We start from the raw sequence: 25,758 nt of genomic DNA, 5'->3' as shown, positions 1-25,758 counted from the left end.
AGATCCGCAAGCAGAACCCCGCCTTCGGACTCGGCTCGTACACCGAACTCCAGTCGTCGAATCCCGCGGTCCTCGCCTTCCTGCGGGAGTACGAGGACGACCTGGTGCTGTGCGTCAGCAACTTCGCCCGGTTCGCCCAGCCGACCGAGCTGGACCTGCGCGAGTTCGCCGGCCGGCATCCCGTGGAGCTGTTCGGCGGGGTGCGCTTCCCCGCCGTCGGCGAACTGCCGTACCTGCTGACCCTCGGGGGCCACGGCTTCTACTGGTTCCGGCTCGTCCGAGTCGCATCTCGCATCGGCCGACGACTGTGAGCGTGCGCCGACGAAAGGAGGCGTCACCATGACGAAGACCGCATCCCTGCGGCCGAGCGACAGCGGGCTCACCGCGTCCATGACCTCGCTCGACGGGCTGCTGCGCCAGTGGCTGCCGCGGCAGCGCTGGTTCGCCGGCAAGGACCGGCCCGTCACGGAGCTGCGCCTGCTGTCGCTGACGGAGCTGTTCCCGGGTTGTCTGCACCTGCTGGTGCACGCCGGCCACGCGGGCGGCCACAGCCATCTCGCGGGGGTGCCCTCACCCGGCGGCACCCCGCCGCCCGGGGACTGCTACCAGCTGTTCCTGGGCGTCCGCGAGCAGCCGTCGCCGCGTCTGGGGCGAGCCCTGATCGGCCGGGCGCAGGACGGCCCGCTGGCGGGGCTGACGGTCTACGACGCCCTCCAGGACCTCCGTTCGGCGCAACTGCTGCTGGAACGCCTGCGGCACCCCGGCAGCGCCGGCCCGCTGCGCTTCGAGGCCGACCCGGCCAAGCCGGTCCCGGCCGGCCTGGTGCCGCGGGTGCTGGACGCCGAGCAGTCGAACTCCTCGCTGGTCTACGGCGACGAGTTCATCCTCAAGGTCTTCCGGCGCATCCAGCCCGGCGTCAACCCCGACCTGGAGGTGCCGGGCGCGCTGGCCGGGCAGGACTGCGGCCGGGTGCCCGCGCCGGTGGCCTGGTTCCGCACCACCCAGCCGCAGGAGGCCACGCTCGGCGTATTGCAGCCGTTCCTGCGCGACGCCTCCGACGGGTGGACCCTCGCCCTGCACGCGCTCGCCACCGGCAGCCACTTCACGGCCGAGGCGCACGCACTGGGCCGGGCCACCGCCGAGGTGCATCTGGCACTGGCCGCGGCGTTCGCCGCCGGCGGGCGGTGCGAGAACGGGCGTACCGCGGCGGCGATGACGGAACGCCTGGACGCCGCCGCGCACAGCGTCCCGGGGCTGCGGCCGTTCGTGCCCGGGCTGCGGTCGGCGTTCAGCGCGCTGCTGACGTGCGATGCCGGGCCGCCCGCCCAGCGCATCCACGGCGATCTGCACCTGGGGCAGGTGCTGCGGGCGGGCCGCGAGTGGTTCGTGATCGACTTCGAGGGCGAGCCGTCCCGTCCGCTCGCCGAACGGCGCAGTGCCCAGTCCCCGGTCCGGGACATCGCCGGCATGCTGCGCTCCTTCGACTACGCGGCCCGCCAGCGCCGGCCCTGGCGTCCGCAGTGGGCGCGCCGCTGCCGGGAGGCCTACTGCGCGGGCTACGCGGCCCGGGCCGGCTGGGACCCCCGCAAGAAGCACGGCCTGCTGCGTGCTTACGAGACGGACCGAGCGGTGTACGAGGTGCTGTACGAGGCCCGGCACCGCCCGGACTGGCTCCCCGTACCCATGGCGGCGATCGAACGACTCGCCGTGAGAGGAGACTGAAGAGCCGTGGCGCTGCGCGACATCTCATCCCCCGAGGCCTGCGGGCCGCTCCCGTCGGCCCGGAGGCGCGGCGGGAGCGCGCCGGAGCTGGACCCGGCCGACCGCGGGCGCCTGCTGGCGGGTGCCCACCACGACCCGCACGCCCTGCTGGGCGCGCACCCCGTGCCCGGCGGGATCGCCGTACGGGCGCTGCGGCCGTTCGCCCGCGCGGTGGGCGTGCGGATCGGCACCGAGCGTGTCGCCCTCACCTCCGAGGGCGACGGCCTGTTCTCCACCGTGCTGCCGACGGAGACGATCCCGCAGTACACGCTGGTGGTGACGTACGGCGAGGACGAGCACGAGGTCCATGACCCGTACCGCTTCCTGCCCGCCCTCGGCGAGCTCGACCTGCATCTGATCAGGGAGGGCCGGCACGAGGAGCTGTGGCGGGCGCTGGGTGCCGAGCCGATGACGCACCAGGGCGTGACCGGCACCCGCTTCACGGTGTGGGCGCCGAACGCCCGCGGGGTGCGGGTCGCGGGCGACTTCTGCCACTGGGACGGCACGGCCTTCCCGATGCGCTCGATGGGCGCCTGCGGGGTGTGGGAGCTGTTCCTGCCGGGCATCGGCGAGGGGACCCCGTACAAGTTCGAGATCACCTCGCAGTACGGCCACCGGTTCCTGAAGGCCGACCCGATGGCGCGCCGCACGCAGGTGCCGCCGGAGACGGCGTCGATCGTGACCGCCTCGCACCACGAGTGGGGCGACCAGGACTGGATGGCGCACCGCGGGGACACGCCGGTGCACCGGGCGCCGTTCTCGGTGTACGAGGTCCACCTGCCGTCCTGGCGGCCGGGGCTCACCTACCGGCAGCTCGCCGAGGAGCTGCCCCGCTACGTCAAGGACCTCGGCTTCACCCACGTCGAGCTGATGCCGGTCGCCGAGCACCCCTTCGGCGGCTCCTGGGGCTACCAGGTCACCGGCTTCTACGCCCCCACCGCCCGGCTCGGCACCCCCGACGACTTCCGGTACTTCGTCGACGCCTGCCACCGGGCCGGCCTCGGCGTGATCATGGACTGGGTGCCGGCCCACTTCCCGAAGGACGACTGGGCGCTGGCCCGGTTCGACGGGGATCCGCTGTACGAGCCCGGGAACGCGCAGCGGGCCGAACACCCGGACTGGGGGACGTTCGAGTTCGACTTCGGGCGGACCGAGGTGCGCAACTTCCTGGTCGCCAACGCCACGTACTGGTGCGAGGAGTTCCACATCGACGGGCTGCGGGTGGACGCCGTCGCCTCGATGCTTTACCTCGACTACTCGCGCGACTCCGGCCAGTGGACGCCGAACGAGCACGGCGGGCGGGAGGACCTGGACGCGGTGGCGTTCCTCCAGGAGATGAACGCCACCGTCTACCGGCGCAACCCCGGCGTGGTGACCATCGCCGAGGAGTCCACCGCCTGGGGCGGGGTGACCCGGCCGACCGACAGCGGGGGCCTGGGGTTCGGGCTGAAGTGGAACATGGGCTGGATGCACGACTCGCTCCAGTACATGAGCAAGGAGCCGGTCCACCGCACGTACCACCACCACGAGATGACCTTCTCGATGATCTACGCGTACAGCGAGAACTACGTGCTGCCCATCTCGCACGACGAGGTCGTCCACGGCAAGCGGGCCCTGGTCAGCAAGATGCCCGGCGACTGGTGGCAGCGCCGCGCCAACCACCGTGCCTACCTGGGCTTCATGTGGGCCCACCCGGGCAAGCAGCTGCTCTTCATGGGGCAGGAGTTCGCGCAGGGCGGCGAGTGGTCCGTGGAGCACGGGCCGGAATGGTGGCTGCTCGACCCGGGCCACTGCGCCGCGGGCGATCACCGCGGGGTGCAGGACCTGGTCCGCGACCTCAACACCCGCTACCTGGGCACGCCGGCGCTCTGGCAGCGCGACACCGACCCCGGCGGCTTCCAGTGGGTGACGTGCGACGCGGCCGACGACAACGTCTTCGCCTTCCTGCGCTACGACGAGCGGGGCGAGCCGCTGCTGGCGGTTTCCCACTTCTCCCCGGCCGTCCGGCACGACTACCGGCTCGGCGTGCCGGACGACGTGCCCGCCTGGCGGGAGGTGCTCAACACGGACGCGGCGCGGTACGGCGGCGGCGGCGACGTCCACCGGGATCCGGTCAAGGCGGAGGCACAGCAGTCGCACGGGCGTCCGGCGAGTGTCCGGCTGACCCTGCCGCCCCTGGCCACGGTCTGGCTGCGCCCGGTCTGACCGCGGCCGTCGCCGGCCTTCAGGTGTCGAGTGGCCCTCCAGGGGCATTCGGAGACGTACGGCGGGGCCCCCGCCGTCGTGGAAGGTCGACGAAAGGCCGCGTGACGTGCGCACTGTCGGAGTGGAGGAGGAGCTCCTCCTGGTGGACCCGGAGAGCGGGGAACCCAAGGCGCGGTCGGCGGCCGTGCTGGCGCGGGCCGCGCATGACCACGCCGGCACCTTCGTCTTCGAGAAGGAACTCCACGAGCAGATGCTGGAGTTCAACACGCACCCGCAGACGGACATGGCGGACCTCGGCGAGGAGATCGTCCGCTGCCGCCGGGAGGCGGCGCGCAACGCCGGGGAGATCGGGTGCTCGGTGGCCGCGCTGGCCACCTCGCCGCTGCCGGTCAAGCCCGCGGTGGGCGCGCACCGCCGTTACCGGTGGATGGAGGACGAGTACGGCATCGCCACGCGGGAGCAGCTCGTCCTTGGTTGCCATGTCCATGTTGCCGTGGAGTCCGACGAGGAGGGCGTGGCGGTCGTCGACCGGGTGCGGCCGTGGCTCTCGGTGCTGACGGCGCTGAGCGCCAACTCGCCCTTCTGGCAGGGCAAGGACACCAGTTACAGCAGTTACCGCAGCCGGGTGTGGCAGCGCTGGCCGTCCGCCGGGCCGACCGAGCTGTTCGGCTCCGCCGACGGCTACCACCAGCGGGTCCGGGACATGATGGCCACCGGGACGCTGCTCGACGAGGGCATGCTCTACTTCGACGTCCGGCTGGCCCGGAACTACCCCACGGTCGAGCTCCGGGTCGCGGACGTGTGCCTGCACGCGGACACCGCCGTCCTCGTCGCGACCCTCGCCCGCGGGCTGGTCGAGACGGCCGCGCGCGAGTGGCGGGCGGGCCGGGAGCCGGCCGGGCACAGCGTGAGCGTGCTGCGCCTCGCCGCCTGGCGGGCGGCCCGCTCCGGGCTCACCGGGGAGCTGCTGCACCCGGCGGAGATGCGGCCGGCGCCCGCCGAGGCGGTCGTGGCGGCCCTCCTGGAGCACGTCGGGGACGCGCTCGCGGACACCGGCGACCTGAAGCAGGTCAAGGACACCTGCGCCGAGCTGCTCCGGCGGGGCAACGGGGCGCGGGTGCAGCGCGACCTGCTGGCGCGCACGGGGAGCCTGCGCGAGGTCGTCCTGGGGTGCGCACGGCTCACCACGGGGTGAGGCCGCGGGCCGGGGGGACTGGGGACCGGGGGTGGTGGCTGGGCGCGGGGGTGACGCCCGCGCCCCGGCGGCGACGACAAGACGCAGAGGTCTCCCCTCCACGCCGAAAGCAACGACAAGGCGCGGGGGCTTCCGCCGCGCCGGAAGCGCCGACGCGGCGCAGACGTTCCGCCGCGCGCCGGGGTGACGGGCTCGGCCGGGGTGACGCGCTCGGCCGGGGTGACTGGGCGCAGGAGTGCCCGCGCGTCGGCGGCGACGGCGAGGCACGAGGATTTCCGCCGCGCCGGGAGCGGCGCCGGACCCCGGACCGGCCGGCGGGGCGGGGCCGGGTGCCGCTCGGGCGGCCGGACGGGCCCCGGAGTGTGAGCGCTCCGGGGCAGGTCGCACCGGCCCCGGAGCGTCGGCACGCCAGGGCCGGCCGTACGAGGCCTCACAGCATCAGCATCAGGCCGTACGCCAGGAAGAAGGCCGCGACCAGCACGGCGAGGACGATGATGATCGTCAGCGGTGCCTTGGCCCAGCCCTTGGTCGGGTTGTGCGTATCCCTGGGCAGGGCGCCCGGCATGCTGCTCTCCGCGGGCGGGGTCTCCCCGGGGGGAACGGCGCCGCCCGGTTCCAGGCCGGTGGAGCGGTCGGGGTCGGGATCGGGATTGGTGTGACTCATGCCGACCGAGTCCCCCGAACCGGCCGAGATCATCAACACCGGGGCCAGTTCTCCGTTCCCCGCACCAAACGCTCTGACCTGGGCTAGATTCGACCAGCGTCGATAACCGTGCTCGTCGGCGAGGTCACGGCCCGTACACGTCAGGAGCAGCGCATGCGCGACGTCGCCCTCGCTCCCCGCACCGTCCCACCACTGACCGGCGGGCTCGCCGACAGCCTCTTCGACCTGGCGGCGGACCAGCCGGCCCGGCCGCTGATCGCCCGCCGCACCGACCCCGCCGCGACGGAGTGGGAGGAGGTCACGGCGGCCGAACTGCGCGACGAAGTGGTCGACGTGGCCAAGGGGCTGGTCGCGTGCGGCATCACGCCGGGCCACCGCGTGGCGATCATGGCCCGCACCCGGTACGAGTGGACGGTGCTCAGCCACGCGCTGTGGGCGGTGGGGGCGGAGGTCGTGCCGATCTATCCGACCTCCTCCCGCGACCAGGTCGAGTGGATCCTGAGGGACGCGGGCTGCGTGGCCCTGGTGGTCGAGGACGAGCAGGGCGTGATGACCGTCGGGCCGGTCTGCGCGCGACTGCCCGCGCTGCGGCACGTCTGGCAGCTGGACGCGGGGGCGCTGCGGGAGCTGGCGGACCGCGGCGCGTTCCTGCCGGCGCTCACGGTGGACTCGCTGCGCCGCATCGTGCTGCCGGACTCCACCGCCGTCGTCGCCTACACCTCGGGCACCTCGGGCCGCCCGCTCGGCTGCGCACTGAGCCACCGGGGCCTGGCGAGCCCGTGCGACACACTGCTGGCGGGCTGGGGCCACACCGCGGCGCCGCCCGGCGAGCAGGGCCGGGTCCTGGCCTTCCTGCCCTTCTCCCACGTGTACGGCCTGATGATCCAGGGCCTGTGCATCCGCGGCGGGCTGCTGATGGCGCACGAGCCGGACCCCGGCCAGGAGGCGCTGGCGTCGGCGCTGCGCTCGTTCCGCCCGACGTACTTCTACGCCGTGCCGTCGGTCTTCGAGAAGATGTACAAGAACTTCCTGCGCACCGCCCAGCAGGCCGGCCGCGGCGCCCTGTTCGAGCGGGCCGCACGGACGGCGCGGGCCTTCGCCGCGGCCACCGAGCGGCAGCGGCTCGGCCGGGGCGCCGGGCCCGGGCTGGAGCTGCGGCTGCAGCACGCGGTGTACGAGCGGACGGTGTACCGCCGGCTGCGGGCCGCCCTGGGCGGCCGGGTCCGCCGGGGGGCCTCGGGCGGCTCGCCGCTCCACCGGGAGCTGTCCCTGTTCTACGAGGGCATCGGCATCCTCTTGCACGACGGCTACGGCCTCACCGAGACCTGTGGCGGTGTGACGGTGCAGCCGCTCGGCCGGGAGAAGTCCGGCACGGTCGGGCAGGCCCTGCCCGGCACGGAGATCCGCATCGCCGAGGACGGGGAGATCCTGGTGCGCGGGCCGTCGGTGTTCCAGGGCTACGTCAACGACGAGGGGGCGACGCGGGCCGCGCTGTGGGGCGGCTGGCTGGCCACCGGCGACCTGGGCCGGCTGGACTCCGAGGGCTATCTGACGATCACCGGCCGCAAGAAGGACGTCGTCGTCACCAGCACCGGCAAGAGCGTCGCCCCGGCGGCGCTGGAGCAGCGGCTGCGGATGCATCCCCTCATCCACCAGGCCGTCGTCGTGGGCGACGACCGGCCCTGCGTGGGCGCTCTGATCACGCTGGACCCGGACTTCCTGGCGCACTGGCGGGCGGCGCTGGCGTTGCAGGGCGACGCGCCGGTCCGGGAGGCCCGCGAGGAGAACGCGCTGCGCGACGAGGTCGCGCGGGCGGTCGCGGCGGCCAACAGCGCGGTGTCGCGTCCGGAGTCGATCAGGGTGTTCCGGGTGCTGCCGGAGCCGTTCGACCTGGCCAACGGGCTGCTGACGCCCTCGCTGAAGCTGCGGCGGGACGCGATCGTGGGGCACTACGCCGAGGAGATCGACGCCATGTACCAGGCACGCTCGCGCCCGCCGCGGCTGGCCACGCCACCGGATCCCGTCGACTGGGACGACTCGGACAGCGTGTTCCGGTGAGCCGCCCGGTCAGCCGCCGACGTACCAGCTGACTCCGCCCTCGGAGGCGGCGAGGGCCAGCAGCGCGACGAAGATCACCAGGTCGAGGATGCCGAGCACCACCCCGGCCTTGGCCATGCCACCGCCGCCCTTGGCGGAGGCCTGCCGCACGCCGACGGCGCCGAGCACGATCGCTATCGGCCCGAGGATGACACCGAAGAGGAACAGGCCGATGATTCCGCAGGTGAGGCTTGCGATGGCCAGGCCGTTGGTGGGGGACCCGGGAGACGCGGCGGGGGAACCGTAACCGCTCATCACTTTTCCTCCGACAGGGGGATCACAGGGGTGTCTCCACCGTTTCCGTGCTCTTCGAGTGCCCGTCAACGCCCCGCACGTCCTGACGAGTTGCCCCAAAAGCACGGCCGCCGGGGCACATGTCGCAGGGCTTTCTTCGCCCGGCACTTCGGCCGCGCGGATCTCTTCGCGCCCTGGGTGCCACCGCCTGCTGCGGGAGCGGGTACGGTGTTCGCGCCGGCAAGGGCTTGCACCCGCCGAATCGGGTACTCCGGGGCTGAGGGACGCGTAGGCCCCACGGGTACGGGAACCCGCAGAGTGCGACCCGAGAGACAGAAGCGCAGCCTTGCGACCGAGGGGCTGGAAAGGCGACATGGCAACCGAGCCGCGTTGGGACGAGACACTGTCTGGCCAAGGGATCCCGAGCCGGACGGCCGGCTTCCCGGGAGAACCGCAGGACGTGACCGGGGCGCGCCTGGCCGCGGAGAGCTTCCTCCGTGACCTGGCCCGCACCGCACCTCCCGCGACCCCGGAGTGCTGGCACGACATCCTGCTCGTCGTCACGGAGCTTGCCGCGAACGCGGTCCAGTACGCACCGGGCCCCTTCGACCTGCGGATACGGCGGACCTACGACGGCGTGCACATCACGGTGCACGACACCAGCAGCACGCCCCCGGCGCCCCGCCCCTTCCACCCGGACACCGGAGGCGGCGGCATCGGGTGGCACCTCGTGCAGACGCTGTGCGACCAGGTCAGCGTGGTGAGTGACGACCACGGCAAGGACATCCACGTGTTCCTGCCCTGGTGAGCCGGGGTGTTCCCTCCGTGCGGAGGGTCACCGTACCGGTGCGCGACGCGGCGGGGATCGCCGCGCCGGGCTGCCCCCAGGTCGCCGCGCCGGGTCACCCGGCCCTCCGGTCTTCCTCGGCCCGCAGAGGGATCAGCACACGGATCGTCTTGCCGCCCTCCGGGCGCGGTTCGACGGAGATGTCGCGGGCCAGGCGGATGATCAACGGCCAGCCGTAGCCGCTGCCCCGGTGGTCGCCGGGCAGGTCGCCGGGCCCGAAGGCAGCGGCGGGAACGGCCGCGCTGTGGTCGCGGACGGCCAGGCGCACGCCCTGCGCGGTGGCCGCCGCCTCGAAGCCGGCCAGCCCGCCACCGTGCCGGACGGCGTTGCTGACCAGCTCCGAGACGACCAGTTGCAGATCGACGACGTCCTGCTCGCGTGCCGTGCGGGAGGCAGAGTTCCACTCGCCGAGGACCACCGACCGGGCATGGGCCCGGGCCTCGGCCGCGGTGCGCACGGAGGCCGCCGGGTGCCCGTTCCCGGGGGTCCGGTGGCCGGGGTGAGCGGGGGCTGCGACGTCGGTTCGGTCCATGAGCTGTCGTCTTTCCTCGGCTCCGCGCCCCGCTCGGGGCGGGTCAGGTGGTGGTCGGCTCGCGCGGCGGCAGATTGCCGTAGTAGTCACCGACCGTCGTCAGATAGTGCGGGTCGAGCGTCTCGCTGTCGGTGCGGAAGCGCGGGGCCTCCTTCACCTCCGACCTGGTGCAGGCCAGCGAGACCGTACGGTGCTCGGTGTCGATCCCGGTGACCAGGCCCACGGGGACCAGGACACTCCTGCCGAACACCCAGACGCCCGTGTCCACGACCAGATGCCGCATGCCGTGCGGGTCGGCCAGCCGGTCCACGTGTCCGAGCGTGCCGTCCGTGCCGTCGACGGTGAACCCCGTGAGGTCCTGGCCCTCGACATGGCCGGTGCCCGGTGTGTACGACCAGATTCTGTCGATGGTCACGCTGCTGACTCCTCCTTCGCGCCTGTGTCCACAGCTCCAACTACCCCCGACCCCCGACGCCATTCGGCGGCCCGCGCGGCGCATGAACGGCCCGTGCGGGGGTAGGCGCGGCCCGGATCGACCGACGTGCCGGATCACCGGAATTCGATCGACCTGGGCGTGCATCGGGTGCGCCGAGCGGGGTAACCAGCCCTGGCCGTCAGCCTTGTTGGAGGTACTCGTGACAATTGCCCACAACCCCCTGTCCGTCGAGGTCACGCTGCCGCGGGAGGACGTCGCCCTGGTGCGGGTCGAAGGCTATCTGGACGTCGACACCGCGACCGAGTTCCAGCACCATCTGGCCAACCAGTTGCACCACGGGCGGCGCCACTTCGTCCTCGACGTCTCCGAGGTGCCGTTCATGGACTCGTCCGGCATGAACATCATCCTGCGCATCTACCAGGAGACCCGCCGTACCGGGGGCAGCGTCCACATCCTCTCCCCCACGCCTCCGGTCCAGCGGGTGCTGGACCTCACCGGTGTCAGCATCACCGTCCCGGTGTCGAAGAACTTCGACGAGGCGCTCGCGCTGATCGACGGGCAGGCGGCGCCGGCCGCGGAGGCGTGAGGCCGGCCGCCCCGACCGGCGGCCCCGTCCGACCGGCGCGGATCGCCGCCGGGGCGCGCATGCTGGTGGTGCATCCACTCGTCTGGCTGCCGCGTCCGACTGGCGCAGCGGCTCCGGGCACGGTGGGATCGACGAGGTGCGAAGCCGCGATCCAGGGGCACGCGCATGGCGTCGAGGCAGACCGCCCGGAACCGCGGAAGGGATGGACATCGTGACACGACCCAGGATCCTGGTGGTGGGCGCGGGCTTCGCGGGAGTGGAGTGCGTACGGCGTCTGGAGCGCCGCCTCTCCCCCGACGAGGCCGCGGTCACTCTGGTGACGCCGTTCGCCTACCAGCTGTATCTGCCGCTGCTGCCCCAGGTCGCCTCCGGCGTGCTCACGCCCCAGTCGATCGCGGTGTCCCTGCGCCGCAGCCGCAGGTACCGCACGCGGATCATCCCGGGCGGCGCCATCGGGGTGGACCTCAAGGCCAAGGTGTGCGTGATCCGCACCATCACCGACGAGATCGTCAACGAACCGTACGACTACATCGTGCTGGCGCCGGGCAGCGTCACGCGGACGTTCGACATCCCGGGGCTCGTCGACAACGCCTTCGGGATGAAGACGCTGGCGGAGGCCGCCTACGTCCGTGATCACGTCATCTCGCAGCTGGATCTCGCCGACGCGAGCCACGACCCGGCCGAGCGGGCCTCGCGACTGCAGTTCGTGGTGGTGGGCGGCGGCTACGCGGGCACCGAGACGGCGGCCTGCCTGCAGCGCCTGACGTGCAACGCGGTCAAGCGCTACCCGCGGCTGGACCCGCGGCTGATCCGCTGGCATCTGATCGACATCGCGCCCAAGCTGATGCCCGAGCTGGGCGAGAAGCTGGGGCGCAGCGCCCAGGAGGTGCTGCGCCGGCGCGGCGTCGAGGTCTCGCTCGGCGTGTCCGTCGAGAAGGCGGGACCGCAGGAGGTCACCTTCACCGACGGCCGGGTGGTCCCCACGCGCACGCTGATCTGGACGGCGGGCGTCGTCGCCAGTCCGCTCATCGCCACCCTGGGCGCGGAGACGGTGCGGGGGCGGCTCGCGGTCACCGCCGAGATGTGCCTGCCGGGCCACGACGGGGTGTTCGCGCTGGGCGACGCCGCGGCGGTGCCGGACGAGGCCAAGGGCGAGAAGGGGGCGGTGTGCCCGCCGACGGCTCAGCACGCGATGCGGCAGGGCCGGAAGGTCGCCGACAACGTCATCGCGACACTGCGCGACCAGCCCATGCAGCCGTACGTCCACAAGGACCTCGGCCTGGTCGTCGACCTCGGCGGCCGCGACGCGGTCTCCAAGCCGCTCGGCGTCGAGCTGCGCGGCCTGCCCGCCCAGGCCGTCGCCCGCGGCTACCACTGGTCGGCGCTGCGCACCAACGTGGCCAAGACCCGCGTGATGACCAACTGGCTGCTCAACGCGGTCGCCGGTGACGACTTCGTCCGCACCGGCTTCCAGGCCCGCCGCCCGGCGAAGCTGAAGGACTTCGAGTACACCAACGCCTACCTCTCGCCGGAGCAGGTGCGGGCCCAGGTGGAGGGGGCAGGACCGGCGTAGAGGCGACGCCGGGGCCCGCTCCGGACCGTACAGACCGGTCCGGGGCGGGCCCGTTGTCGCGTCCGGGCCCGCGCACGGATTGCCTGGCCCTTCCGGGCCCTGGTCGTCCTGGTGGCAGCACGACGGCGGCGGCACGACGACACCGGGCCCCGCGCTGAGCGCGGGGCCCGGTCGGGTGTCGGGCGGGTCAGGCCGTGGTGGAGCCGTTGGTGCCCGTGCGGCCCGTGCGGTTGCCGAGAGCCTCGTCGCGGACCCGGGCGCAGCTGCGGCTGATGAGGCGGGAGACGTGCATCTGGGAGATGCCGAGCCGGTCGGCGATGCGGCTCTGCGTCATGTCCTCGAAGAAGCGCATGTAGAGGATGGCCCGCTCGCGTTCCGGCAGGTTGCGCAGGCTCTGCTTGGCGGACTCGCGGTCGACCACCACGTCGTACGAGCCGTCCGGTGCCCCCAGGGTGTCCGCGAGGCTGTAACCGTCCTCGTCGGAGGAGAGCTCGGCGTCGAGGGAGAGCGTGCTGAAGCTCTCCAGGGCCTCCACGCCGGTGGCCACCTCGTCCTCGGTCAGCCCCGTGTGCGCGGCGATCTCGGCGACGGTGGGCTCGGGCGCGCCCGGGTTCTGGGCCAGCTCCCGGCGGGCCACCCGCACCTTGTTGCGCAGCTCCTGCACGCGCCGCGGCACGCGCAGGGCCCACATCCGGTCACGGAAGTGCCGCTTGACCTCTCCGGTGATGGTCGGCACCGCGTAACTCTCGAAGGCACCGCGCGAGGGGTCGTACCGGTCGATCGCCTTGACCAGCCCGAGCGCCGCCACCTGCTTGAGGTCCTCCAGGGACTCGCCCCGGTCGCGGAACCGGCCCGCGATGCGGTGGGCCATGGGCAGCCACGCGGTGACGAGTTCGTCGCGTACGGCGTCCCGCTCGGGGCCCTCCTCCAGCGTGCACAGCCGGGAGAAGAGGTCCGCGGTCTCGGGGGCGTCGTCGTGGCGCCGCCTGGTCTGGGCGGGCACGGTGGTGGAGTCGGGCGTGCCGGGACGGCTTGTCGACATGTCGATGAGCATGCGGAATCGCTCCTGAACGGTCTTTTCAGGGACTTCAGGGAATGTCCGCGGGAAGGGTGCCGGCCCCGATCACCCGGAGGCCCCGGAGCACATACCGCTCCCCGCTGGCGCGCCTCCGGTCCGAAGCACGAAAATGCGTCTGCCCGGGCACCGGAGGGGCAAACTCCGGACGGCCGAAGCTCGCTCAGAAAAGGGGCAGCGCGGCGGTGATGCGCTTGCCGCCCGCGGGGAGGCCGGCCACCCGGACGTCGCGCGCCAGCCGGCAGACGATCGGCCAGCCGCGTCCCCCGGCCCGCCGCCGCCCCTGCTCGTCGACCGGCGCGACGAGTTCCGGCAGCCGGTCGCTGCGGTCGCTCACCGAGACCCGCACCTCGCGCCCGACCACGTCGACGTCGACGCCGGTGACGCCGCCGCCGTGCAGGATGGCGTTGGTGGTCAGTTCCGAGGCGACCAGGAGCGCGTCCGAGAGCGCCCCTTCGTCGCACGGGGTCCCGGTGGCCCGGCATCGCCCGGCCACCGCGTGCCGTACGGCCCGGCGCACGTCGGCCGGACGGCACGGTCCGCCGTCGGCCTGTCGGCACACTCCACTGGGGCCGGGGCGGACCTGGTCGGCCGGTTCGCCCACGGGTGCGGTCCACTGCTGCGCGCTCACTTCTCAGCTCCCTGACTGATCGGCTGGTAGAGCAACCGTCGAATCGAAAGAAACGGGTCTGTCCGGCGCTGCCCTCATGAGTCGGCTCACCCCCTTGGGGCACACCAAACCCGTGTCGCTGCCATCGATGCCCGGCGTGGGGGTAGGGGATAGGACATGACCGATGTCGTGGACGCAGACGAGCTGTTGCGGCGCATCCAGCGCGGCCGGGCCTGTGCCGAACAGGAGGAACGCGCATGGCGCACGCGCAGTGAGGAACTGGAGCCGACCGACCCGGCCGGCGCCCGCGAGGCCGCGGTGCGGCGGCTGACCTACGAGGCGGTGCTCAGGGTGCTGGACGAGATCCTGACGCCCGGCCGGCACTCCGAGGTGGGCTGACCGCTCACCCGGGCAGCCGGATTGACGGCCCGGGCGGCGGGCACCCGCTCCCCATGTCCGTCGATCACACCCGAGCACCCGTACTGGAAGCCCTCGCCGAGTACCGCCGCACCGGGCGGTTGTCGTTCGCCCCGCCCGGGCACAAGCAGGCCCGCGGCGCCGACCCCGCGGTGCGGGAGGTGCTGGGCGACGCCGTCTTCCTCGGGGACGTGCTGGCGTCGGGCGGGCTCGACGACCGCCTCAACCGGGGGCGGGTGCTGGAGCGGGCCGAAAAGCTGATGGCCGACGCCGTCCACGCCGACCACACCTTCTTCACGACGTGCGGGAGTTCCCTGTCCGTCAAGGCCGCGATGCTGGCCGTCGCCGGCCCGCACGAGAAGCTGCTGATCGGGCGGGACGCCCACAAGTCCGTGGTGTCCGGCCTGATCCTGTCCGGGGTCGAGCCGGTGTGGGTCGAGCCGCGCTGGGACGCCGAACGGCATCTGGCGCACCCGCCGTCCGCCGCGGAGTTCGCCCGTGCGTTCGCCGAGCATCCGGACGCCAAGGGCGCGCTCGTCACCAGCCCGACCCCGTACGGCGGTTGCGCGGACCTGCGGGCCATCGCCGAGGTCTGCCACCGGCGGTCGGTGCCGCTGATCGTGGACGAGGCGTGGGGCGCGCACCTGCCGTTCCATCCGGACCTGCCGTCCTGGGCGATGGACGCGGGCGCCGACATCTGCGTGACGAGCATCCACAAGATGGGCAGCGGCCTGGAGCAGGGCTCGGTCTTCCATCTGCAGGGCGACCTGGTCCCGCCCGAACTGCTGAAGCTCCGCGCCGACCTGCTCGGCACCACCAGCCCGTCGGCGCTGATCTACGCCGGACTGGACGGCTGGCGCCGCCAGATGGCGCTGCGCGGGCACGCTCTCATGGGCGCCGCGCTCGGCCTCGCGGCCGACGTCCGGGCCGCCGTCGAGGCGATCGACGGGCTGCACGTCAACGACCGCGCCGACTTCTGCGGCCCGGACCTGGCCGACGACTTCGACCCGCTGCCCGTCGTCATCGACGTCGACGGTCTCGGGATCACCGGCTACCAGGCGGCCGACTGGCTGCGTGCGCACGGCAACATCGAGGCGCACCTGACCGACCACCGCCGTATCGGCGCGCAGCTCACCCATGCGGACGATCCGCAGACGGCCGGGGAACTGCTCGCCGCGCTCAAAAGCCTGGCGGCCGCGGCGGCCGATCTGGAACCCGCCCCCCGGGTGGACGTGCCACCGCCGTCCGAGCTGCGGCTGGCGCAGGTGAGCCTGCCGCGGGACGCGTTCTTCGGCCCGACGGAGGACGTGCCCGTGTCCGAGGCGGCCGGGCGGGTCGCCGCCGAGATGATCACGCCGTATCCGCCCGGTATCCCGGCGGTGCTGCCCGGCGAGCGGCTCGATGAGCCGGTGCTGCGCTATCTGCGCACCGGCCTGGCCGCCGGCATGAACCTCCCGGACCCCAGCGACCCGCGGCTGGAGACGGTCCGCGTCACGGCGGAGGGGTGACCTCACAGCCGCGGGGCCCGGGAAGTGAAACCGGTCACGTGACCGGCTTACAGGTGGGTAACACACCGAAAGATGGCTTATTGTTCCTTCATACGTGGTGACGGGGTCGACATCCCCCTCCTCCGTCCGCCACCTCTGACAGCCCTGGCTGGCCTCCCCCGTCCAGCCAGGGCTTCTCCATGTGCCGAGGTGCTCCGTGGGCTCCCAGCCGTTGAAATGGGCATAGGAAGAGGACTGGGTTCCACCGCCGGCGAGGAGCTTCGCGCCATGACCAAAGCGACGAAACTGCTGACCGCCCTGCCCCCGCCGCAGCGACAGCGCCTGATGACGCTGGCGCGGGAGGTGTCCTTCCCCGAGGACACCCGGATCTTCGAGGCGGGCGGCGCGGCCAACCGCTTCTGGGTGATCCGCTCCGGCGCCGTATCGCTGCACCAGCAGGTGACGCCCGTGCGGCGGGTGACCGTGGCGAGCCTCGGCGCGGGGGACCTGCTGGGCTGGTCGTGGCTGTTCCCGCCGCACCAGTGGGATTTCGGCGCGGAGGCCTTCAGCCCCGTCCGCGCCTACGAGTTCGAGGCGCAGCCGGTGCTCGCGCTGTGCGAGCAGGACCCGCAGCTCGGGATGTCCCTGGTCCGCATCGTCGCCGAGATCCTCGCGCACCGGCTGGAGATGACCCGCGGCCAGCTGATGGAGCAGTACTCCATGCACCGGCGCGGCGGCGGCCTCTAGGTCGGCCCGTCCAGGTGTGCTGTCCGGACGGGTCGGCGACGCGGCGGCGGGGACCGCGGGGTTCGTCGGGGCTACGCGGGCTGCGGGGGCGCGGAGGCGTGGGGCGGGCCGTCAGACCTGGTAGCGGCGCAGGTCCGGGATCGCCGCGGCCAGGGTGAGCATCACGGCGACGACCAGCAGCCCGCCGGCCACCACGGCCGTGCGCGCGCCGAAGGCCGAGCCGGCCGTGCCGTGCAGGACGTCGGCCAGCCGGGGGCCGCCCGCGACGACGACCGTGAAGACGCCCTGCATCCGGCCCCGCATCTCGTCGGTCGCCGCGGACAGCAGGATCGCGCTCCGGAACACCATCGAGACCATGTCGGCCACCCCGGCGGCGGCCAGGAACGCCACCGCGACCCACAGGCCGGCGCTCAGCCCGGCACCGGTGATGGCGACGCCCCAGGCGACGACCGAGCCGATCACCATCCAGCCGTGCCGCCGGGCCCGTGAGAAGGTGCCGGAGAGCAGTCCGCCCGCCACCGCGCCGACCGGGATGGCCGCGAACAGCAGGCCGAGGGCGAGGCCCTCGCCGTAGGAGGCGTACGTCTCCGCGGCGAGCTGGGGGAACAGGGCGCGGGGCATGCCGAGGACCATGGCGACGATGTCGGCGAGGAAGGACAGCAGCAGCACCTTGTGCAGGGCGATGTACCGGAACCCCGCCGCGATCTCCCGCAGGCCGGCCCGCCGGGTCACCGTGACGGCGAGCGGCGGCAGGGCGGGCAGCCGCAGCACCGCCCAGACGGCGACGCACAGGGCCAGCGCGTCGATGAGGTACAGCTCGGGCAGGCCGATGACCGGGATCAGGGCGCCGGCCAGCAGCGGCCCGGCGACCAGGCCGGTCTGCATGACCGTGGAGCCGAGGGCGTTGGCGGCGGCGAGTTCGTGGTCGGGGACCAGCCGGGCGACGGAGGCGCTGCGGGCCGGGGCGTTCAGGCCGAAGAAGGCCTGCTGGGCGGCGAGCAGCACCATGAGCACGGCGACCGAGTCGAGACCGGTGACGGCCTGGAGCCAGAAGAGCACCGAGGTGACGGCGATGCCGCTGTTGGTGATCAGCAGCAGCTTCCGGCGGTCCATGCTGTCGGCGACCGCTCCGCCCCACAGCGCGAACACCACCAGCGGCAGCAGACCGGCGAGGCCGGCATAGCCGACCCATGCGGAGGAGCCGGTGATGTCGTAGATCTGCTTGGGCACGGCGACCGCGGTCAGCTGGCTGCCGACGGCCGTGACGACGGTCGAGCCCCACAGCCGGCGGTAGGCCGGGCGGCGCAGGGGGCGGGTGTCCATCGCCCAGCGCCGCCAGCCCCGCCCGGGCGGACGGGCGGGTGGGGGCTCCTCGGTGGGGTGCTCGGTACTGCTCTCGCTGGTGTCCACGCGCTTCCCGACTGCTTCGATTGCTCGTTACAACTTTCGAAAAACCGTGGATCACTATCGCAGGCCCGCCACCGCCGGCCCCGGGAGCCCCTCGGCTCAGCTCCCGGCGATGAGGGTGACACCGAGGACGGTCATCGTCACCGCGACCAGCCCGTCCAGCACCCGCCAGGCGGCCGGCCGGGCCAGCCGGCGGCCGAGCAGCCGGGCGCCGAAGCCGAGCGCGGCGAACCAGCACAGGCTGGCCGTCGCGGCGCCGATCCCGAAGGTCCAGCGCAGCGGGCCCTGGTCGGCGGCGAGCGAGCCCAGCAGGAAGACGGTGTCGAGGTACACGTGCGGGTTGAGCCAGGTCATCGCCAGACAGGTGAGCACCGCCCGCCGGCGCGAGCCCGCGGTCTCCCCCTCCGTGCGCAGCGCGCCCTGCGGCTTCACCACCCGGCGGGCCGCCAGAGCGCCGTAGCCGAGCAGGAAGGCACCGCCGATCCAGCCGACCGCGGTCAGCGCGCCCGGCCAGGCCGCCACCACCGCGCCGACACCACCGACCCCCAGGGCGATCAGGGCGGCGTCGGACAGGGCACAGATGGCGACCACGGTCAGGACCGCCTCGCGGCGCACCCCCTGGCGCAGGACGAAGGCGTTCTGGGCCCCGATGGCGACGATGAGCGACAGACCGGTGCCGAAGCCGGCGGCCGCGGCGGAGAGAGCGTGGGACATGCCGTCGACGCTACGAAGGCGATCACTGACCGTCCAGCTAAAGATTCTTACGTATCCTTAGGGCGGCTAATGGACGACGGAGAGGGCAGCCGATGACGGAGCTTCCGCTCGACCAGGTGCGGACCCTGCTGGCGGTCGTCGACGAGGGCACCTTCGAGGCGGCCGCCGCCGCGCTGCACGTGACGCCGTCGGCGGTCAGTCAGCGGGTGAAGGCCCTGGAGCAGCGCACCGGGCGGATCCTGCTGATGCGGACGAAGCCGGTGCGGCCGACGGAGTCCGGCGAGATCGTGGTGCGGCTGGCCCGTCAGCTCGCCCGGCTGGAGCGGGACGCCCGCGCCGATCTGGGGATGAGCGGTGCCGGGGAGGCGACCCGGGTCTCCGTCGCGGTGAACTCCGACTCGCTGGCGACCTGGTTCCTGCCGGCGCTCTCGCGGGCCACCGAGGAGCTGCGGCTCTGCTTCGAGCTGCGCCGCGAGGACCAGGACCACACGGCGGCGCTGCTGCGCGAGGGCCTGGTGATGGCGGCGGTGACGTCGTCGTCCGTGCCCGTGCCGGGCTGCTCGGTGCGCGCGCTCGGCGTCATGCGCTACGTCGCCGCGGCCCACCCCGGTTTCGCCGCGCGGCATCTGGACGGACCGCTGGACGAGACCCTCGCGGCGGCGCCGGTCGTGGTCTTCGACCGCCGGGACGACCTCCAGGACGCGTTCGTGCGCCGGCTGCGGCCCGGCAGCGGGGGCGCGAGCGCGGTCCGGCACCACGTGCCCACCTCGGACGGCTTCGTCGAGGCCGTCGCCGCGGGCCTCGGCTGGGGCGTACTCCCGGAAGTCCAGGCCGATCCGCTGCTGGCCACGGGCCGCCTGGTCCCGCTGGCGCCCGGCCGGGCGGTGGACGTGCCGCTGTACTGGCAGCAGTGGAAGCTGGACTCGCCCGCGCTGGCGGTGGTGGCGCGGGCGGTGACGGAGGCGGCCGCCGAGGCGCTGCGCCCGGCGTGACCCGGGCCGCCCCACCGCCCCGTCCGGCGCAGCGGCCCCCAGGCGTTCCCCTGCCCACGCACCACCGCCCCAGGACGACCCCGAGCGCCCGCCACCCCGGCACCACCACCCGAGGCGCCACGAGGCACCCGCCACCCGTCCGGCACAGCGGCCCCAGGCGTTCTTCCGCCGGCGCACCACCAGGGGCGCCCCGCAGCGCCCACCACCCCGCCCGGCCCGGCGCAGCACCCCCCGGCCGTCCTCCCCCTGATCACCGCCCCGTCCGGCGCAGCGGCCCCCAGGCGTTCTCCTGGCGGCGCACCTCCGCCCGGGCCGCCTCGATCACGCCGTCCTCCACCCAGCGCAGCGGCTCCACGTCCGCCACCAGCGGCTCGTTGTCGGGCCCCCGGCCCCGCTCGTGCCCCTTGAGGACCCAGGGGCGGACGCCCGGCCCCTTCTCGTGCGGCAGGTGGGCGTAGTCGTACAGCCGCCGGGCCACCCACAGCTCCACCGGCCGCCCCTCCCACCACTCCTCGACGTCCAGCGGGTTGGCCGACAGGCCCGGCATCGGCACGCCCGTCAGCTCGTCGACGCTGGAGACCGACGCGAGGTCGGTCGCCGGGCCGCGCGACCAGCGGACGTACAGGCCCCGGTGCCGTTCGACGAGCCCGGCGAGTTCGGCGAGTGTGCGTACCACCGGAAGATCGTCCGTCGTGTTCATGGCCGCCCTCCCTCCTCGGCGTCCGGCGACCGGAGTACCCCGCATCCGGCGAGAGGAACCGGATGATTTCCTTCCGGTTGCCGGCCGGCGGGGTGCGGCGCTCAGCGGGCCAGTGAGACGGCGTCCCCCATGACGACCACGGGATGCCGGTCCGGATCCAGCGCCCGCAGCAGCTCCTTCATGTGGGCCCGGCCGAGGCTGACGCAGGCCTGGGTCGGCCCGCCGTGGTCGACGTGGAACCAGATGCCGCCGCCGTGCTCGGAGCCGAACGGCCGGGACCAGTCGAGCGGCGAGGTGCCGGGCCGGCGGTTGTAGTCGATGGCGACCACGTAGTCGAAGGAGCCGGCCAGCGGCTCGCCCTCGAAGCCGGAACCGGTCGCCGTGAACGCGACCGAGTGGTCGTACGGCAGCCGGGTCCCGGGGTCGGGGAGCAGCCCGCCGGCGTCGCTGAGGGTGAACACGCCGACGGGTGAGCGCAGGTCACCGAGCCGGTGGTCGTCGGTCCAGCCGTTGAGCGCGTTGTGCGCGGGCCAGCCCCCGCGCGCCCGCCAGCCGGCCGGAGTGCGCTCGTACAGGACCGCCTCGGACTCCGGGGAGTCCTTGCCGCGGCCGGTGACCACCACGGCCTGGCGGGCGTCGGCGGGCACCCGGGCCCGGGTCATGGGGCCGAGCCCGGGCAGTGGCCGCGGGGCGGACCCGAGGGAGTGACCGGGCCCGGGCGCCTTGGCCTCGGAGGCGACGGGCCCGGGCGGGGGCACGGCCTCGTCCGGGTCCGGGGCGCCGCATCCGGCGAGCAGCAGGGCGGCGACCGGCAGCAGGAACCGGCAGGTGCGTCTGGTCATGCGTCGACCTTGGCCGACACAGGTGACGAACCCGCCGGGTTCCACGGCTCCGTCCACCCGCCCGGCGTACGCTCCCGTCACACCTCTCGCCCTTCGAAAGGCTCCCGCATGAGTGTCCGCGTCCGCCGTGTCTACGAACCGCCGGAGCCCGAGGACGGTGTGCGCGTCCTGGTCGACCGGCTGTGGCCGCGCGGCCTGGCGAAGGAGGCGGCCCGCGTGGACGAGTGGCCCAAGGAGCTCACCCCCTCCACCGAGCTGCGCCGCTGGTACCACGCGGGCGAGGGCTCGCCCGAGGAGTTCGCGCGCCGCTACGAGGCGGAGCTGGCGGAGCCCGGGGCGGCGGAACTCCTCGGGCGGGTGCGCGCGTTGGTGGCCGAGGGCACGGTGACGCTGGTGACGGCCTCGAAGAACCTGGAGACGGGCCACGCGACGGTGCTGGCCCGCCTCCTGCGGCCCTGAGAAGAGGTCCTGGCCGGGTCCTGGGGCCACGGCACTAGCCGGCCTGTCGGGCGGCCGCCCGGCCCGCCGCACGGCCCGAGAAGAGGCAGCCGCCGAGAAAGGTGCCCTCCAGCGCGTTGTAGCCGTGGACGCCGCCCCCGCCGAAGCCCGCGACCTCGCCCGCCGCGTACAGCCCGTCGACGGGCCGCCCGTCGGCACCGAGGGCGCGGGAGTCCAGGTCGGTCTGGATGCCGCCCAGCGTCTTGCGGGTCAGCACGTGCAGCTTGACGCCGATCAGGGGTCCGGCCGCCGGGTCGAGGATGCGGTGCGGGGTGGCGACGCGGCCGAGGCGGTCGCCGATGTAGCGGCGGGCGTTGCGGATGCCCTGCACCTGGGCGTCCTTGCTGTACGGGTGGGCGATCTGCGCGTCCCGGGCCTCGATCTGGCGCCGTATCACCTCGGCGTCGAGGAGCGGCTCGGCGGTCAGGCCGTTCATCTTCTCGACGAGTCGCCCGAGGGTGGGGGCGGTCACGAAGTCGGCGCCGTTGCGCAGGAAGGCCGCCACCGGGCCGGGCGCGCCCTTGCCGAGGACGCGTTCCCGCAGGAAGGCCTTGCGGTCCTTGGCGGTGATGTCGGGGTTCTGCTCGGACCCCGACAGCGCGAACTCCTTCTCGACGATCCGCCGGGTGAGAACGAACCAGGAGTGGTCGTGGCGGGCGAGGTCGTCGGTGGCGCGCAGGTGCCTGAGCGTGTTGAGGGTGTCGTAACCGGGCAGGCAGGGGGCGGGCAGGCGGCGCCCGAGGGCGTCGAACCACATCGAGGACGGACCGGGCAGGATGCGGATGCCGTGGCCGGGCCAGATCGGGTCCCAGTTGCGCAGCCCTTCGGTGTAGTGCCACATGCGGTCGCGGTTGACCAGCCGCACGCCCGCCTCGGCGGCGATGTCGAGCATGCGGCCGTCGACGTAGGAGGGGACGCCGGTGACCATCTCGGCGGGCGGGGTGCCGAGCCGCTCGGGCCAGTGACGGCGGACCATGTCGTGGTTGGCGCCGATGCCGCCGGTGGTGACGACGACGGCCTGGGCGGTGAGCGCGAAGTCGCCGGTCGCGTCGCGGCGGGAGGCGACGCCGCGCGGGCAGTCGTCGTCGGCCAGGAGCGTGCCGCGCACGCCGCGGACGGCACCGCCCTCGACCACGAGGTGGTCGACCCGGTGGCGGTGGTGGAAGGTGAGCAGCCCGTCGCGGGCGGCCTGCCGGGCGTACCGCACGAACGGCTCCACGACCCCGGTGCCGGTGCCCCAGGCGATGTGGAACCGGGGCACGGAGTTGCCGTGCCCGTGGGCGCGCAGGTCGCCGCGCTCGGCCCAGCCGACCGTGGGCAGGAACGTGAGGCCGTGCCCCGCCAGCCAGGACCGCTTCTCCCCCGCCGCGAATTCGACGTAGGCCCGCGCCCAGCGCACCGCCCAGGAGTCCTCGTCGTCCACCCGGTCGAACCCGGCGCTGCCCTGCCAGTCGTTCCAGGCGAGGTCGAAGGAGTCCTTCACGCCGAGGCGCCGCTGCTCCGGCGAGTCGACCAGGAACAGCCCGCCGAAGGACCAGAACGCCTGCCCGCCGAGGTTGGCGGCGTTCTCCTGGTCGACCAGCGCCACCCGGCGGCCCCGGCTGGTGAGTTCGTGCGCGGCGACCAGGCCGGCCAGGCCCGCTCCGACGACGATGACGTCGGCCTCCATGGCGATCGTCCCTTCCTGGCTCATCGAGGTGTGCCGCTGCCGTCGGCCGGCAGGGCGGTGAGCAGTGCTCGAGCCACGCGCGGGCGTGCTCGACGTCCTTGTCCAGCAGCGGTTGGGCGGTGACTTCGCCGTACGCGGCGACGAGCGCGTGGGCGGCGGTGTCGACGCCGCCGGACGCGGTGGGCAGGGCGGTGCGGCCCGGTGCGCGGGCGAGCCGTTCGGCGATCGCGCCGCGCAGCCGGGCCCGGTGCTCCAGCAGCGTCCGGGCCACGGCCGCGTCGTGGGCGGCGGGCACCAGGAAGTCGGTGTTGACCAGCAGCCGGTCCAGGTCGAGCAGGCCCGCCTCGGTGACCCGGTGGAAGGCGGCGGGCACGTCGAGGTCCGGGCCGTCCTGGGCGAGCGCCCCGGAGACCTGCTCGGCGATCAGGTCGGCGCGCTGCCGGCAGAGGGCGGAGAACAGCTCGTCCAGGCTGGTGAAGTGCGAGCAGAAGGCGCCCCGGCTGTACCCGGCGGCGGCGCGCACCTCCTCGATCGGCACCCGCCCGCCAACCGCATTGCCCTCGGCCAGGCCCGCGCCTCGAGCGCGACCGCACCGCCGACGACCGGCCCTTGGCCCCGCACCCCGCGAAGGCGGCGTCCAGGAGGCCGGGCGGGTGTTCCATCTGCGCCCCCCGTTCGATACGCGAACGTATGCGATACGGAGAGGTGTCGAAAGGGTCGTGACCGCCCGGATCCCGCCGCGGCGGCACGGCACCGCGCATCTCGCCGCGATCTCTTTATGGAACATGTATTCGAATAGGAGGTACGCTGAGGGCATGGCCACGCACCTCCAGGGTTCGCTCTTCGACCAGACCGACGAGGTCCGGCTCGGCCCGCTCGACGGGCTGCGCCGCACCGCCCTGGGCTCCGGCGCCTGGATCGACGTACTGCCGGGGTGGCTGAACGGTTCCGACCCGCTGTTCGAACAGCTGGCGGCCGAGGTGCCGTGGCGGGCCGAGCGCCGCACGATGTACGACCACGTCGTCGACGTGCCCCGGCTGCTGGCGTACTACCGCGCGGACGATCCGCTGCCCCACCCGGTGCTCGCCGGAGCCCGGGACGCGCTGTCCGCGCACTACGCCGACGAGCTGGGCGAACCGTTCGCCACGGCGGGCCTGTGCTACTACCGCGACGGCCGCGACAGCGTCGCCTGGCACGGCGACCGGATCGGGCGCGGCGCCCGCGAGGACACCATGGTCGCGATCCTCTCCGTCGGCGCGCCCCGCGACCTGCTGCTGCGCCCGGCGCACGGCGGCGGCGAGACCGTCCGGCGGCCGCTCGGGCACGGCGACCTGATCGTGATGGGCGGCTCCTGCCAGCGGACGTGGGAGCACTGCGTGCCCAAGTCCACGCGGGCGGCGGGGCCGCGGATCAGCGTCCAGTTCCGCCCGCACGGCGTGAACTGAGCCGGCGGCACCCGTCGTCCCGGGCCCGGGGCCGGCGAAGGCGGGTCCCGGGCCGGCATCGGCCGTCCGGTCTGGTTTGCTGTCCGGGTCGGGTGCGGACCTCACCTACGGGACGATCATGCGGGCAGACGTGCAGCAAGTAGCCGACGGCACCTACCTGGTGCACGGCAGCGACACCAACTGGGTGATCCTCAAGGACGGGGACGCCGTCACCCTGGTCGACACCGGCTACCTCGGGGACCGGCAGCGGCTGCTCGGCTCCCTCGCGGCGGTGGGCAGTTCACCGGAGGCGGTCGCCGCGGTGCTGATCACCCACGCCCACAACGACCACCTCGGCTCGGCGGAGTACCTGCGCGCGACGTACGGCACGCCCGTGTACCTGCACGAGGCGGAAGTGCCGCACGCGCGCCGGGAGTTCCTGCACCAGGTGTCCGTGGGCCGGGTGCTGCGCAACGGCTGGCGTCCGGGCGTGCTGCCGTGGGCGGTGCACGCGATCCGGTCGGGCGGCACCGCGCACGTCCCGGTCGCCGCGCCCGAGCCGTTCCCGGCGGCGGGCCCGCTGGATCTGCCGGGGCGCCCGGTCCCCGTGCACACCCCCGGCCACACCGACGGGCACTGCGTGTTCCACCTGCCCGGGAGCGGGGTCGTCATCTCCGGCGACGCGCTGGTCAGCGGCCACGCGACCACCCGCGTCAAGGGCCCCCAGCTGCTGCCCGACATGTTCCACCACGAACGGGCCCGCGCCCTGGCCTCGCTGGACCTGATCGAGGGGCTGTCGGCCGAGGTGCTGCTGCCCGGGCACGGGCCGGTCCACCGGGGTGCCGTGCCCGACGCCGCCCGCCGGGCCCGCGAACGGGCCGCCTGAGGGGGCCGGCCGGGCGCCGCGACCGCCCGGCGCGGCACCTGGCGTCGCGAGGCCCGGCACGCGGACGGGGAGCACCGGACGGACCCCGGGGCGATCGGCACCCCCTGGTGCCGCGGCAGGCAACGTTCGCCCCGTCGCGACGCCCGGCACGCACGCTCGC

The 25,758-nt window shown here is 73.8% G+C and carries 26 protein-coding genes and 1 pseudogene; 15 read left to right on the top strand and 12 right to left on the bottom strand.

The window, feature by feature from the left end:
- From ACFF45_RS31950 to ACFF45_RS31935, 4 genes are all read left to right on the top strand, one after another.
- Nucleotides 1-311, top strand: a 311-nt coding sequence (locus ACFF45_RS31950) for an alpha-glucosidase C-terminal domain-containing protein (protein ID WP_381350356.1), incomplete at its 5' end; no start/stop codon positions are given.
- Between the two features lie 28 nt (nucleotides 312-339).
- Nucleotides 340-1,722 carry a maltokinase N-terminal cap-like domain-containing protein gene (locus ACFF45_RS31945; protein ID WP_381350354.1) on the top strand — a complete coding sequence of 461 codons (1,383 nt, stop codon included), beginning with the start codon at nucleotides 340-342 and terminating at the stop codon, nucleotides 1,720-1,722.
- 6 nt (nucleotides 1,723-1,728) lie between these two features.
- Complete coding sequence (glgB, locus tag ACFF45_RS31940; RefSeq protein WP_381350352.1) at nucleotides 1,729-3,966, top strand: 1,4-alpha-glucan branching enzyme; 2,238 nt, start codon at nucleotides 1,729-1,731, stop codon at nucleotides 3,964-3,966.
- A gap of 106 nt (nucleotides 3,967-4,072) precedes the next feature.
- Nucleotides 4,073-5,161, top strand: a complete 1,089-nt coding sequence (locus ACFF45_RS31935; protein WP_381350350.1) for a glutamate--cysteine ligase 2 — start codon at nucleotides 4,073-4,075, stop codon at nucleotides 5,159-5,161.
- A 430-nt stretch (nucleotides 5,162-5,591) separates the two neighbouring features.
- On the opposite strand, the gene ACFF45_RS31930 is transcribed toward ACFF45_RS31935, so the two are convergent.
- A complete protein-coding gene (locus tag ACFF45_RS31930; protein ID WP_381350348.1) occupies nucleotides 5,592-5,825 on the bottom strand; it encodes a DUF6480 family protein in 234 nt (77 codons plus the stop codon).
- Nucleotides 5,826-5,978: 153 nt separating this feature from the next.
- Between ACFF45_RS31930 and ACFF45_RS31925 the strand changes: the two genes are divergently transcribed.
- The gene (locus tag ACFF45_RS31925) at nucleotides 5,979-7,883 is read left to right on the top strand and encodes an AMP-dependent synthetase/ligase (RefSeq protein ID WP_381350346.1); all 1,905 of its coding nucleotides are present in this window, start codon (nucleotides 5,979-5,981) and stop codon (nucleotides 7,881-7,883) included.
- A 9-nt stretch (nucleotides 7,884-7,892) separates the two neighbouring features.
- Here ACFF45_RS31925 and ACFF45_RS31920 read toward each other — a convergent pair whose 3' ends face one another.
- Complete coding sequence (locus tag ACFF45_RS31920; RefSeq protein ID WP_381350344.1) at nucleotides 7,893-8,177, bottom strand: DUF4190 domain-containing protein; 285 nt, start codon at nucleotides 8,175-8,177, stop codon at nucleotides 7,893-7,895.
- 352 nt (nucleotides 8,178-8,529) lie between these two features.
- On the opposite strand from ACFF45_RS31920, the gene ACFF45_RS31915 reads away from it, so the two are divergent.
- Nucleotides 8,530-8,964: an ATP-binding protein gene (locus ACFF45_RS31915; protein WP_381350341.1), complete on the top strand. Its 435-nt coding sequence runs from the start codon at nucleotides 8,530-8,532 to the stop codon at nucleotides 8,962-8,964.
- A 94-nt stretch (nucleotides 8,965-9,058) separates the two neighbouring features.
- On the opposite strand, the gene ACFF45_RS31910 is transcribed toward ACFF45_RS31915, so the two are convergent.
- Both ACFF45_RS31910 and ACFF45_RS31905 read right to left on the bottom strand, forming a co-directional pair.
- Nucleotides 9,059-9,535: an ATP-binding protein gene (locus tag ACFF45_RS31910; protein ID WP_381350339.1), complete on the bottom strand. Its 477-nt coding sequence runs from the start codon at nucleotides 9,533-9,535 to the stop codon at nucleotides 9,059-9,061.
- A gap of 43 nt (nucleotides 9,536-9,578) precedes the next feature.
- Nucleotides 9,579-9,950, bottom strand: coding sequence for a PRC-barrel domain containing protein (locus ACFF45_RS31905; protein WP_381350338.1), 372 nt, complete (start codon nucleotides 9,948-9,950; stop codon nucleotides 9,579-9,581).
- Between the two features lie 220 nt (nucleotides 9,951-10,170).
- Here ACFF45_RS31905 and ACFF45_RS31900 point away from each other — a divergent pair, with 220 nt between their 5' ends.
- Nucleotides 10,171-10,557, top strand: a complete 387-nt coding sequence (locus ACFF45_RS31900; protein WP_381350337.1) for an STAS domain-containing protein — start codon at nucleotides 10,171-10,173, stop codon at nucleotides 10,555-10,557.
- Nucleotides 10,558-10,759: 202 nt separating this feature from the next.
- Nucleotides 10,760-12,130 carry an NAD(P)/FAD-dependent oxidoreductase gene (locus ACFF45_RS31895; protein ID WP_381350334.1) on the top strand — a complete coding sequence of 457 codons (1,371 nt, stop codon included), beginning with the start codon at nucleotides 10,760-10,762 and terminating at the stop codon, nucleotides 12,128-12,130.
- A 187-nt stretch (nucleotides 12,131-12,317) separates the two neighbouring features.
- Here the strand turns inward: ACFF45_RS31895 and ACFF45_RS31890 are convergent, their stop codons facing one another.
- Nucleotides 12,318-13,184 (bottom strand): SigB/SigF/SigG family RNA polymerase sigma factor, encoded by an 867-nt coding sequence (locus tag ACFF45_RS31890; RefSeq protein WP_381350333.1) that lies wholly within the window; start codon nucleotides 13,182-13,184, stop codon nucleotides 12,318-12,320.
- A 184-nt stretch (nucleotides 13,185-13,368) separates the two neighbouring features.
- Entirely contained in the window at nucleotides 13,369-13,767 is a 399-nt protein-coding gene (locus ACFF45_RS31885) for an ATP-binding protein (protein ID WP_381350360.1), read from the bottom strand.
- A gap of 225 nt (nucleotides 13,768-13,992) precedes the next feature.
- On the opposite strand from ACFF45_RS31885, the gene ACFF45_RS31880 reads away from it, so the two are divergent.
- The 3 genes from ACFF45_RS31880 (at nucleotide 13,993) to ACFF45_RS31870 (ending at nucleotide 16,466) form a co-directional block, all read left to right on the top strand.
- The gene (locus ACFF45_RS31880; protein ID WP_381350331.1) at nucleotides 13,993-14,214 is read left to right on the top strand and encodes a hypothetical protein; all 222 of its coding nucleotides are present in this window, start codon (nucleotides 13,993-13,995) and stop codon (nucleotides 14,212-14,214) included.
- Nucleotides 14,215-14,267: 53 nt separating this feature from the next.
- On the top strand, nucleotides 14,268-15,740 hold the full coding sequence (locus ACFF45_RS31875; protein ID WP_381350329.1) for an aminotransferase class I/II-fold pyridoxal phosphate-dependent enzyme: 1,473 nt from the start codon (nucleotides 14,268-14,270) through the stop codon (nucleotides 15,738-15,740).
- A gap of 267 nt (nucleotides 15,741-16,007) precedes the next feature.
- Nucleotides 16,008-16,466 (top strand): cyclic nucleotide-binding domain-containing protein, encoded by a 459-nt coding sequence (locus ACFF45_RS31870; protein WP_381350328.1) that lies wholly within the window; start codon nucleotides 16,008-16,010, stop codon nucleotides 16,464-16,466.
- Between the two features lie 111 nt (nucleotides 16,467-16,577).
- Here ACFF45_RS31870 and ACFF45_RS31865 read toward each other — a convergent pair whose 3' ends face one another.
- Both ACFF45_RS31865 and ACFF45_RS31860 read right to left on the bottom strand, forming a co-directional pair.
- On the bottom strand, nucleotides 16,578-17,876 hold the full coding sequence (locus ACFF45_RS31865) for an MFS transporter (RefSeq protein ID WP_381350326.1): 1,299 nt from the start codon (nucleotides 17,874-17,876) through the stop codon (nucleotides 16,578-16,580).
- A gap of 96 nt (nucleotides 17,877-17,972) precedes the next feature.
- Nucleotides 17,973-18,587, bottom strand: a complete 615-nt coding sequence (locus ACFF45_RS31860; protein ID WP_381350325.1) for a LysE/ArgO family amino acid transporter — start codon at nucleotides 18,585-18,587, stop codon at nucleotides 17,973-17,975.
- 92 nt (nucleotides 18,588-18,679) lie between these two features.
- Here ACFF45_RS31860 and ACFF45_RS31855 point away from each other — a divergent pair, with 92 nt between their 5' ends.
- Nucleotides 18,680-19,579 (top strand): LysR family transcriptional regulator ArgP, encoded by a 900-nt coding sequence (locus ACFF45_RS31855; RefSeq protein ID WP_381350324.1) that lies wholly within the window; start codon nucleotides 18,680-18,682, stop codon nucleotides 19,577-19,579.
- Between the two features lie 250 nt (nucleotides 19,580-19,829).
- On the opposite strand, the gene ACFF45_RS31850 is transcribed toward ACFF45_RS31855, so the two are convergent.
- Nucleotides 19,830-20,279, bottom strand: a complete 450-nt coding sequence (locus ACFF45_RS31850) for a DUF6098 family protein (RefSeq protein WP_381350322.1) — start codon at nucleotides 20,277-20,279, stop codon at nucleotides 19,830-19,832.
- Nucleotides 20,280-20,380: 101 nt separating this feature from the next.
- Nucleotides 20,381-21,121: a hypothetical protein gene (locus tag ACFF45_RS31845; RefSeq protein ID WP_381350321.1), complete on the bottom strand. Its 741-nt coding sequence runs from the start codon at nucleotides 21,119-21,121 to the stop codon at nucleotides 20,381-20,383.
- A 108-nt stretch (nucleotides 21,122-21,229) separates the two neighbouring features.
- On the opposite strand from ACFF45_RS31845, the gene ACFF45_RS31840 reads away from it, so the two are divergent.
- Complete coding sequence (locus tag ACFF45_RS31840; protein ID WP_381350319.1) at nucleotides 21,230-21,580, top strand: DUF488 domain-containing protein; 351 nt, start codon at nucleotides 21,230-21,232, stop codon at nucleotides 21,578-21,580.
- A gap of 34 nt (nucleotides 21,581-21,614) precedes the next feature.
- Here the strand turns inward: ACFF45_RS31840 and ACFF45_RS31835 are convergent, their stop codons facing one another.
- Together ACFF45_RS31835 and ACFF45_RS31830 are read right to left on the bottom strand one after the other, a co-directional pair.
- The gene (locus tag ACFF45_RS31835; RefSeq protein ID WP_381350359.1) at nucleotides 21,615-23,288 is read right to left on the bottom strand and encodes an FAD-binding dehydrogenase; all 1,674 of its coding nucleotides are present in this window, start codon (nucleotides 23,286-23,288) and stop codon (nucleotides 21,615-21,617) included.
- A gap of 20 nt (nucleotides 23,289-23,308) precedes the next feature.
- Nucleotides 23,309-23,856, bottom strand: a pseudogene (locus ACFF45_RS31830) (TetR/AcrR family transcriptional regulator).
- Between the two features lie 247 nt (nucleotides 23,857-24,103).
- Here ACFF45_RS31830 and ACFF45_RS31825 point away from each other — a divergent pair.
- A complete protein-coding gene (locus ACFF45_RS31825) occupies nucleotides 24,104-24,733 on the top strand; it encodes an alpha-ketoglutarate-dependent dioxygenase AlkB (protein WP_381350317.1) in 630 nt (209 codons plus the stop codon).
- A gap of 118 nt (nucleotides 24,734-24,851) precedes the next feature.
- Nucleotides 24,852-25,598, top strand: a complete 747-nt coding sequence (locus tag ACFF45_RS31820) for an MBL fold metallo-hydrolase (RefSeq protein ID WP_381350315.1) — start codon at nucleotides 24,852-24,854, stop codon at nucleotides 25,596-25,598.
- Nucleotides 25,599-25,758: the final 160 nt, after the last annotated feature.

The sequence above is a fragment of the Streptomyces cinereospinus genome (assembly GCF_042430725.1).
GTDB classification, from domain to species: Bacteria; Actinomycetota; Actinomycetes; order Streptomycetales; family Streptomycetaceae; genus Streptomyces; species Streptomyces cinereospinus.
This window is presented reverse-complemented; position numbering and strand designations above follow the sequence as displayed.

Bases quoted from the DNA above. Each gene is read 5' to 3' on its own strand.
- ACFF45_RS31820 (WP_381350315.1), top strand. From the start codon at position 24,852: ATGCGGGCAGACGTGCAGCAAGTAGCCGACGGCACCTACCTGGTGCAC.
- ACFF45_RS31825 (WP_381350317.1), top strand. From the start codon at position 24,104: ATGGCCACGCACCTCCAGGGTTCGCTCTTCGACCAGACCGACGAGGTC.
- ACFF45_RS31870 (WP_381350328.1), top strand. From the start codon at position 16,008: ATGACCAAAGCGACGAAACTGCTGACCGCCCTGCCCCCGCCGCAGCGA.
- ACFF45_RS31860 (WP_381350325.1), bottom strand. From the start codon at position 18,587: ATGTCCCACGCTCTCTCCGCCGCGGCCGCCGGCTTCGGCACCGGTCTG.
- ACFF45_RS31835 (WP_381350359.1), bottom strand. From the start codon at position 23,288: ATGGAGGCCGACGTCATCGTCGTCGGAGCGGGCCTGGCCGGCCTGGTC.
- ACFF45_RS31910 (WP_381350339.1), bottom strand. From the start codon at position 9,535: ATGGACCGAACCGACGTCGCAGCCCCCGCTCACCCCGGCCACCGGACC.
- ACFF45_RS31915 (WP_381350341.1), top strand. From the start codon at position 8,530: ATGGCAACCGAGCCGCGTTGGGACGAGACACTGTCTGGCCAAGGGATC.
- ACFF45_RS31845 (WP_381350321.1), bottom strand. From the start codon at position 21,121: ATGACCAGACGCACCTGCCGGTTCCTGCTGCCGGTCGCCGCCCTGCTG.
- ACFF45_RS31895 (WP_381350334.1), top strand. From the start codon at position 10,760: ATGGACATCGTGACACGACCCAGGATCCTGGTGGTGGGCGCGGGCTTC.
- ACFF45_RS31840 (WP_381350319.1), top strand. From the start codon at position 21,230: ATGAGTGTCCGCGTCCGCCGTGTCTACGAACCGCCGGAGCCCGAGGAC.
- ACFF45_RS31880 (WP_381350331.1), top strand. From the start codon at position 13,993: ATGACCGATGTCGTGGACGCAGACGAGCTGTTGCGGCGCATCCAGCGC.
- ACFF45_RS31925 (WP_381350346.1), top strand. From the start codon at position 5,979: ATGCGCGACGTCGCCCTCGCTCCCCGCACCGTCCCACCACTGACCGGC.
- ACFF45_RS31850 (WP_381350322.1), bottom strand. From the start codon at position 20,279: ATGAACACGACGGACGATCTTCCGGTGGTACGCACACTCGCCGAACTC.
- ACFF45_RS31945 (WP_381350354.1), top strand. From the start codon at position 340: ATGACGAAGACCGCATCCCTGCGGCCGAGCGACAGCGGGCTCACCGCG.
- ACFF45_RS31855 (WP_381350324.1), top strand. From the start codon at position 18,680: ATGACGGAGCTTCCGCTCGACCAGGTGCGGACCCTGCTGGCGGTCGTC.
- ACFF45_RS31890 (WP_381350333.1), bottom strand. From the start codon at position 13,184: ATGCTCATCGACATGTCGACAAGCCGTCCCGGCACGCCCGACTCCACC.
- ACFF45_RS31875 (WP_381350329.1), top strand. From the start codon at position 14,268: ATGTCCGTCGATCACACCCGAGCACCCGTACTGGAAGCCCTCGCCGAG.
- ACFF45_RS31920 (WP_381350344.1), bottom strand. From the start codon at position 8,177: ATGAGCGGTTACGGTTCCCCCGCCGCGTCTCCCGGGTCCCCCACCAAC.
- ACFF45_RS31930 (WP_381350348.1), bottom strand. From the start codon at position 5,825: ATGAGTCACACCAATCCCGATCCCGACCCCGACCGCTCCACCGGCCTG.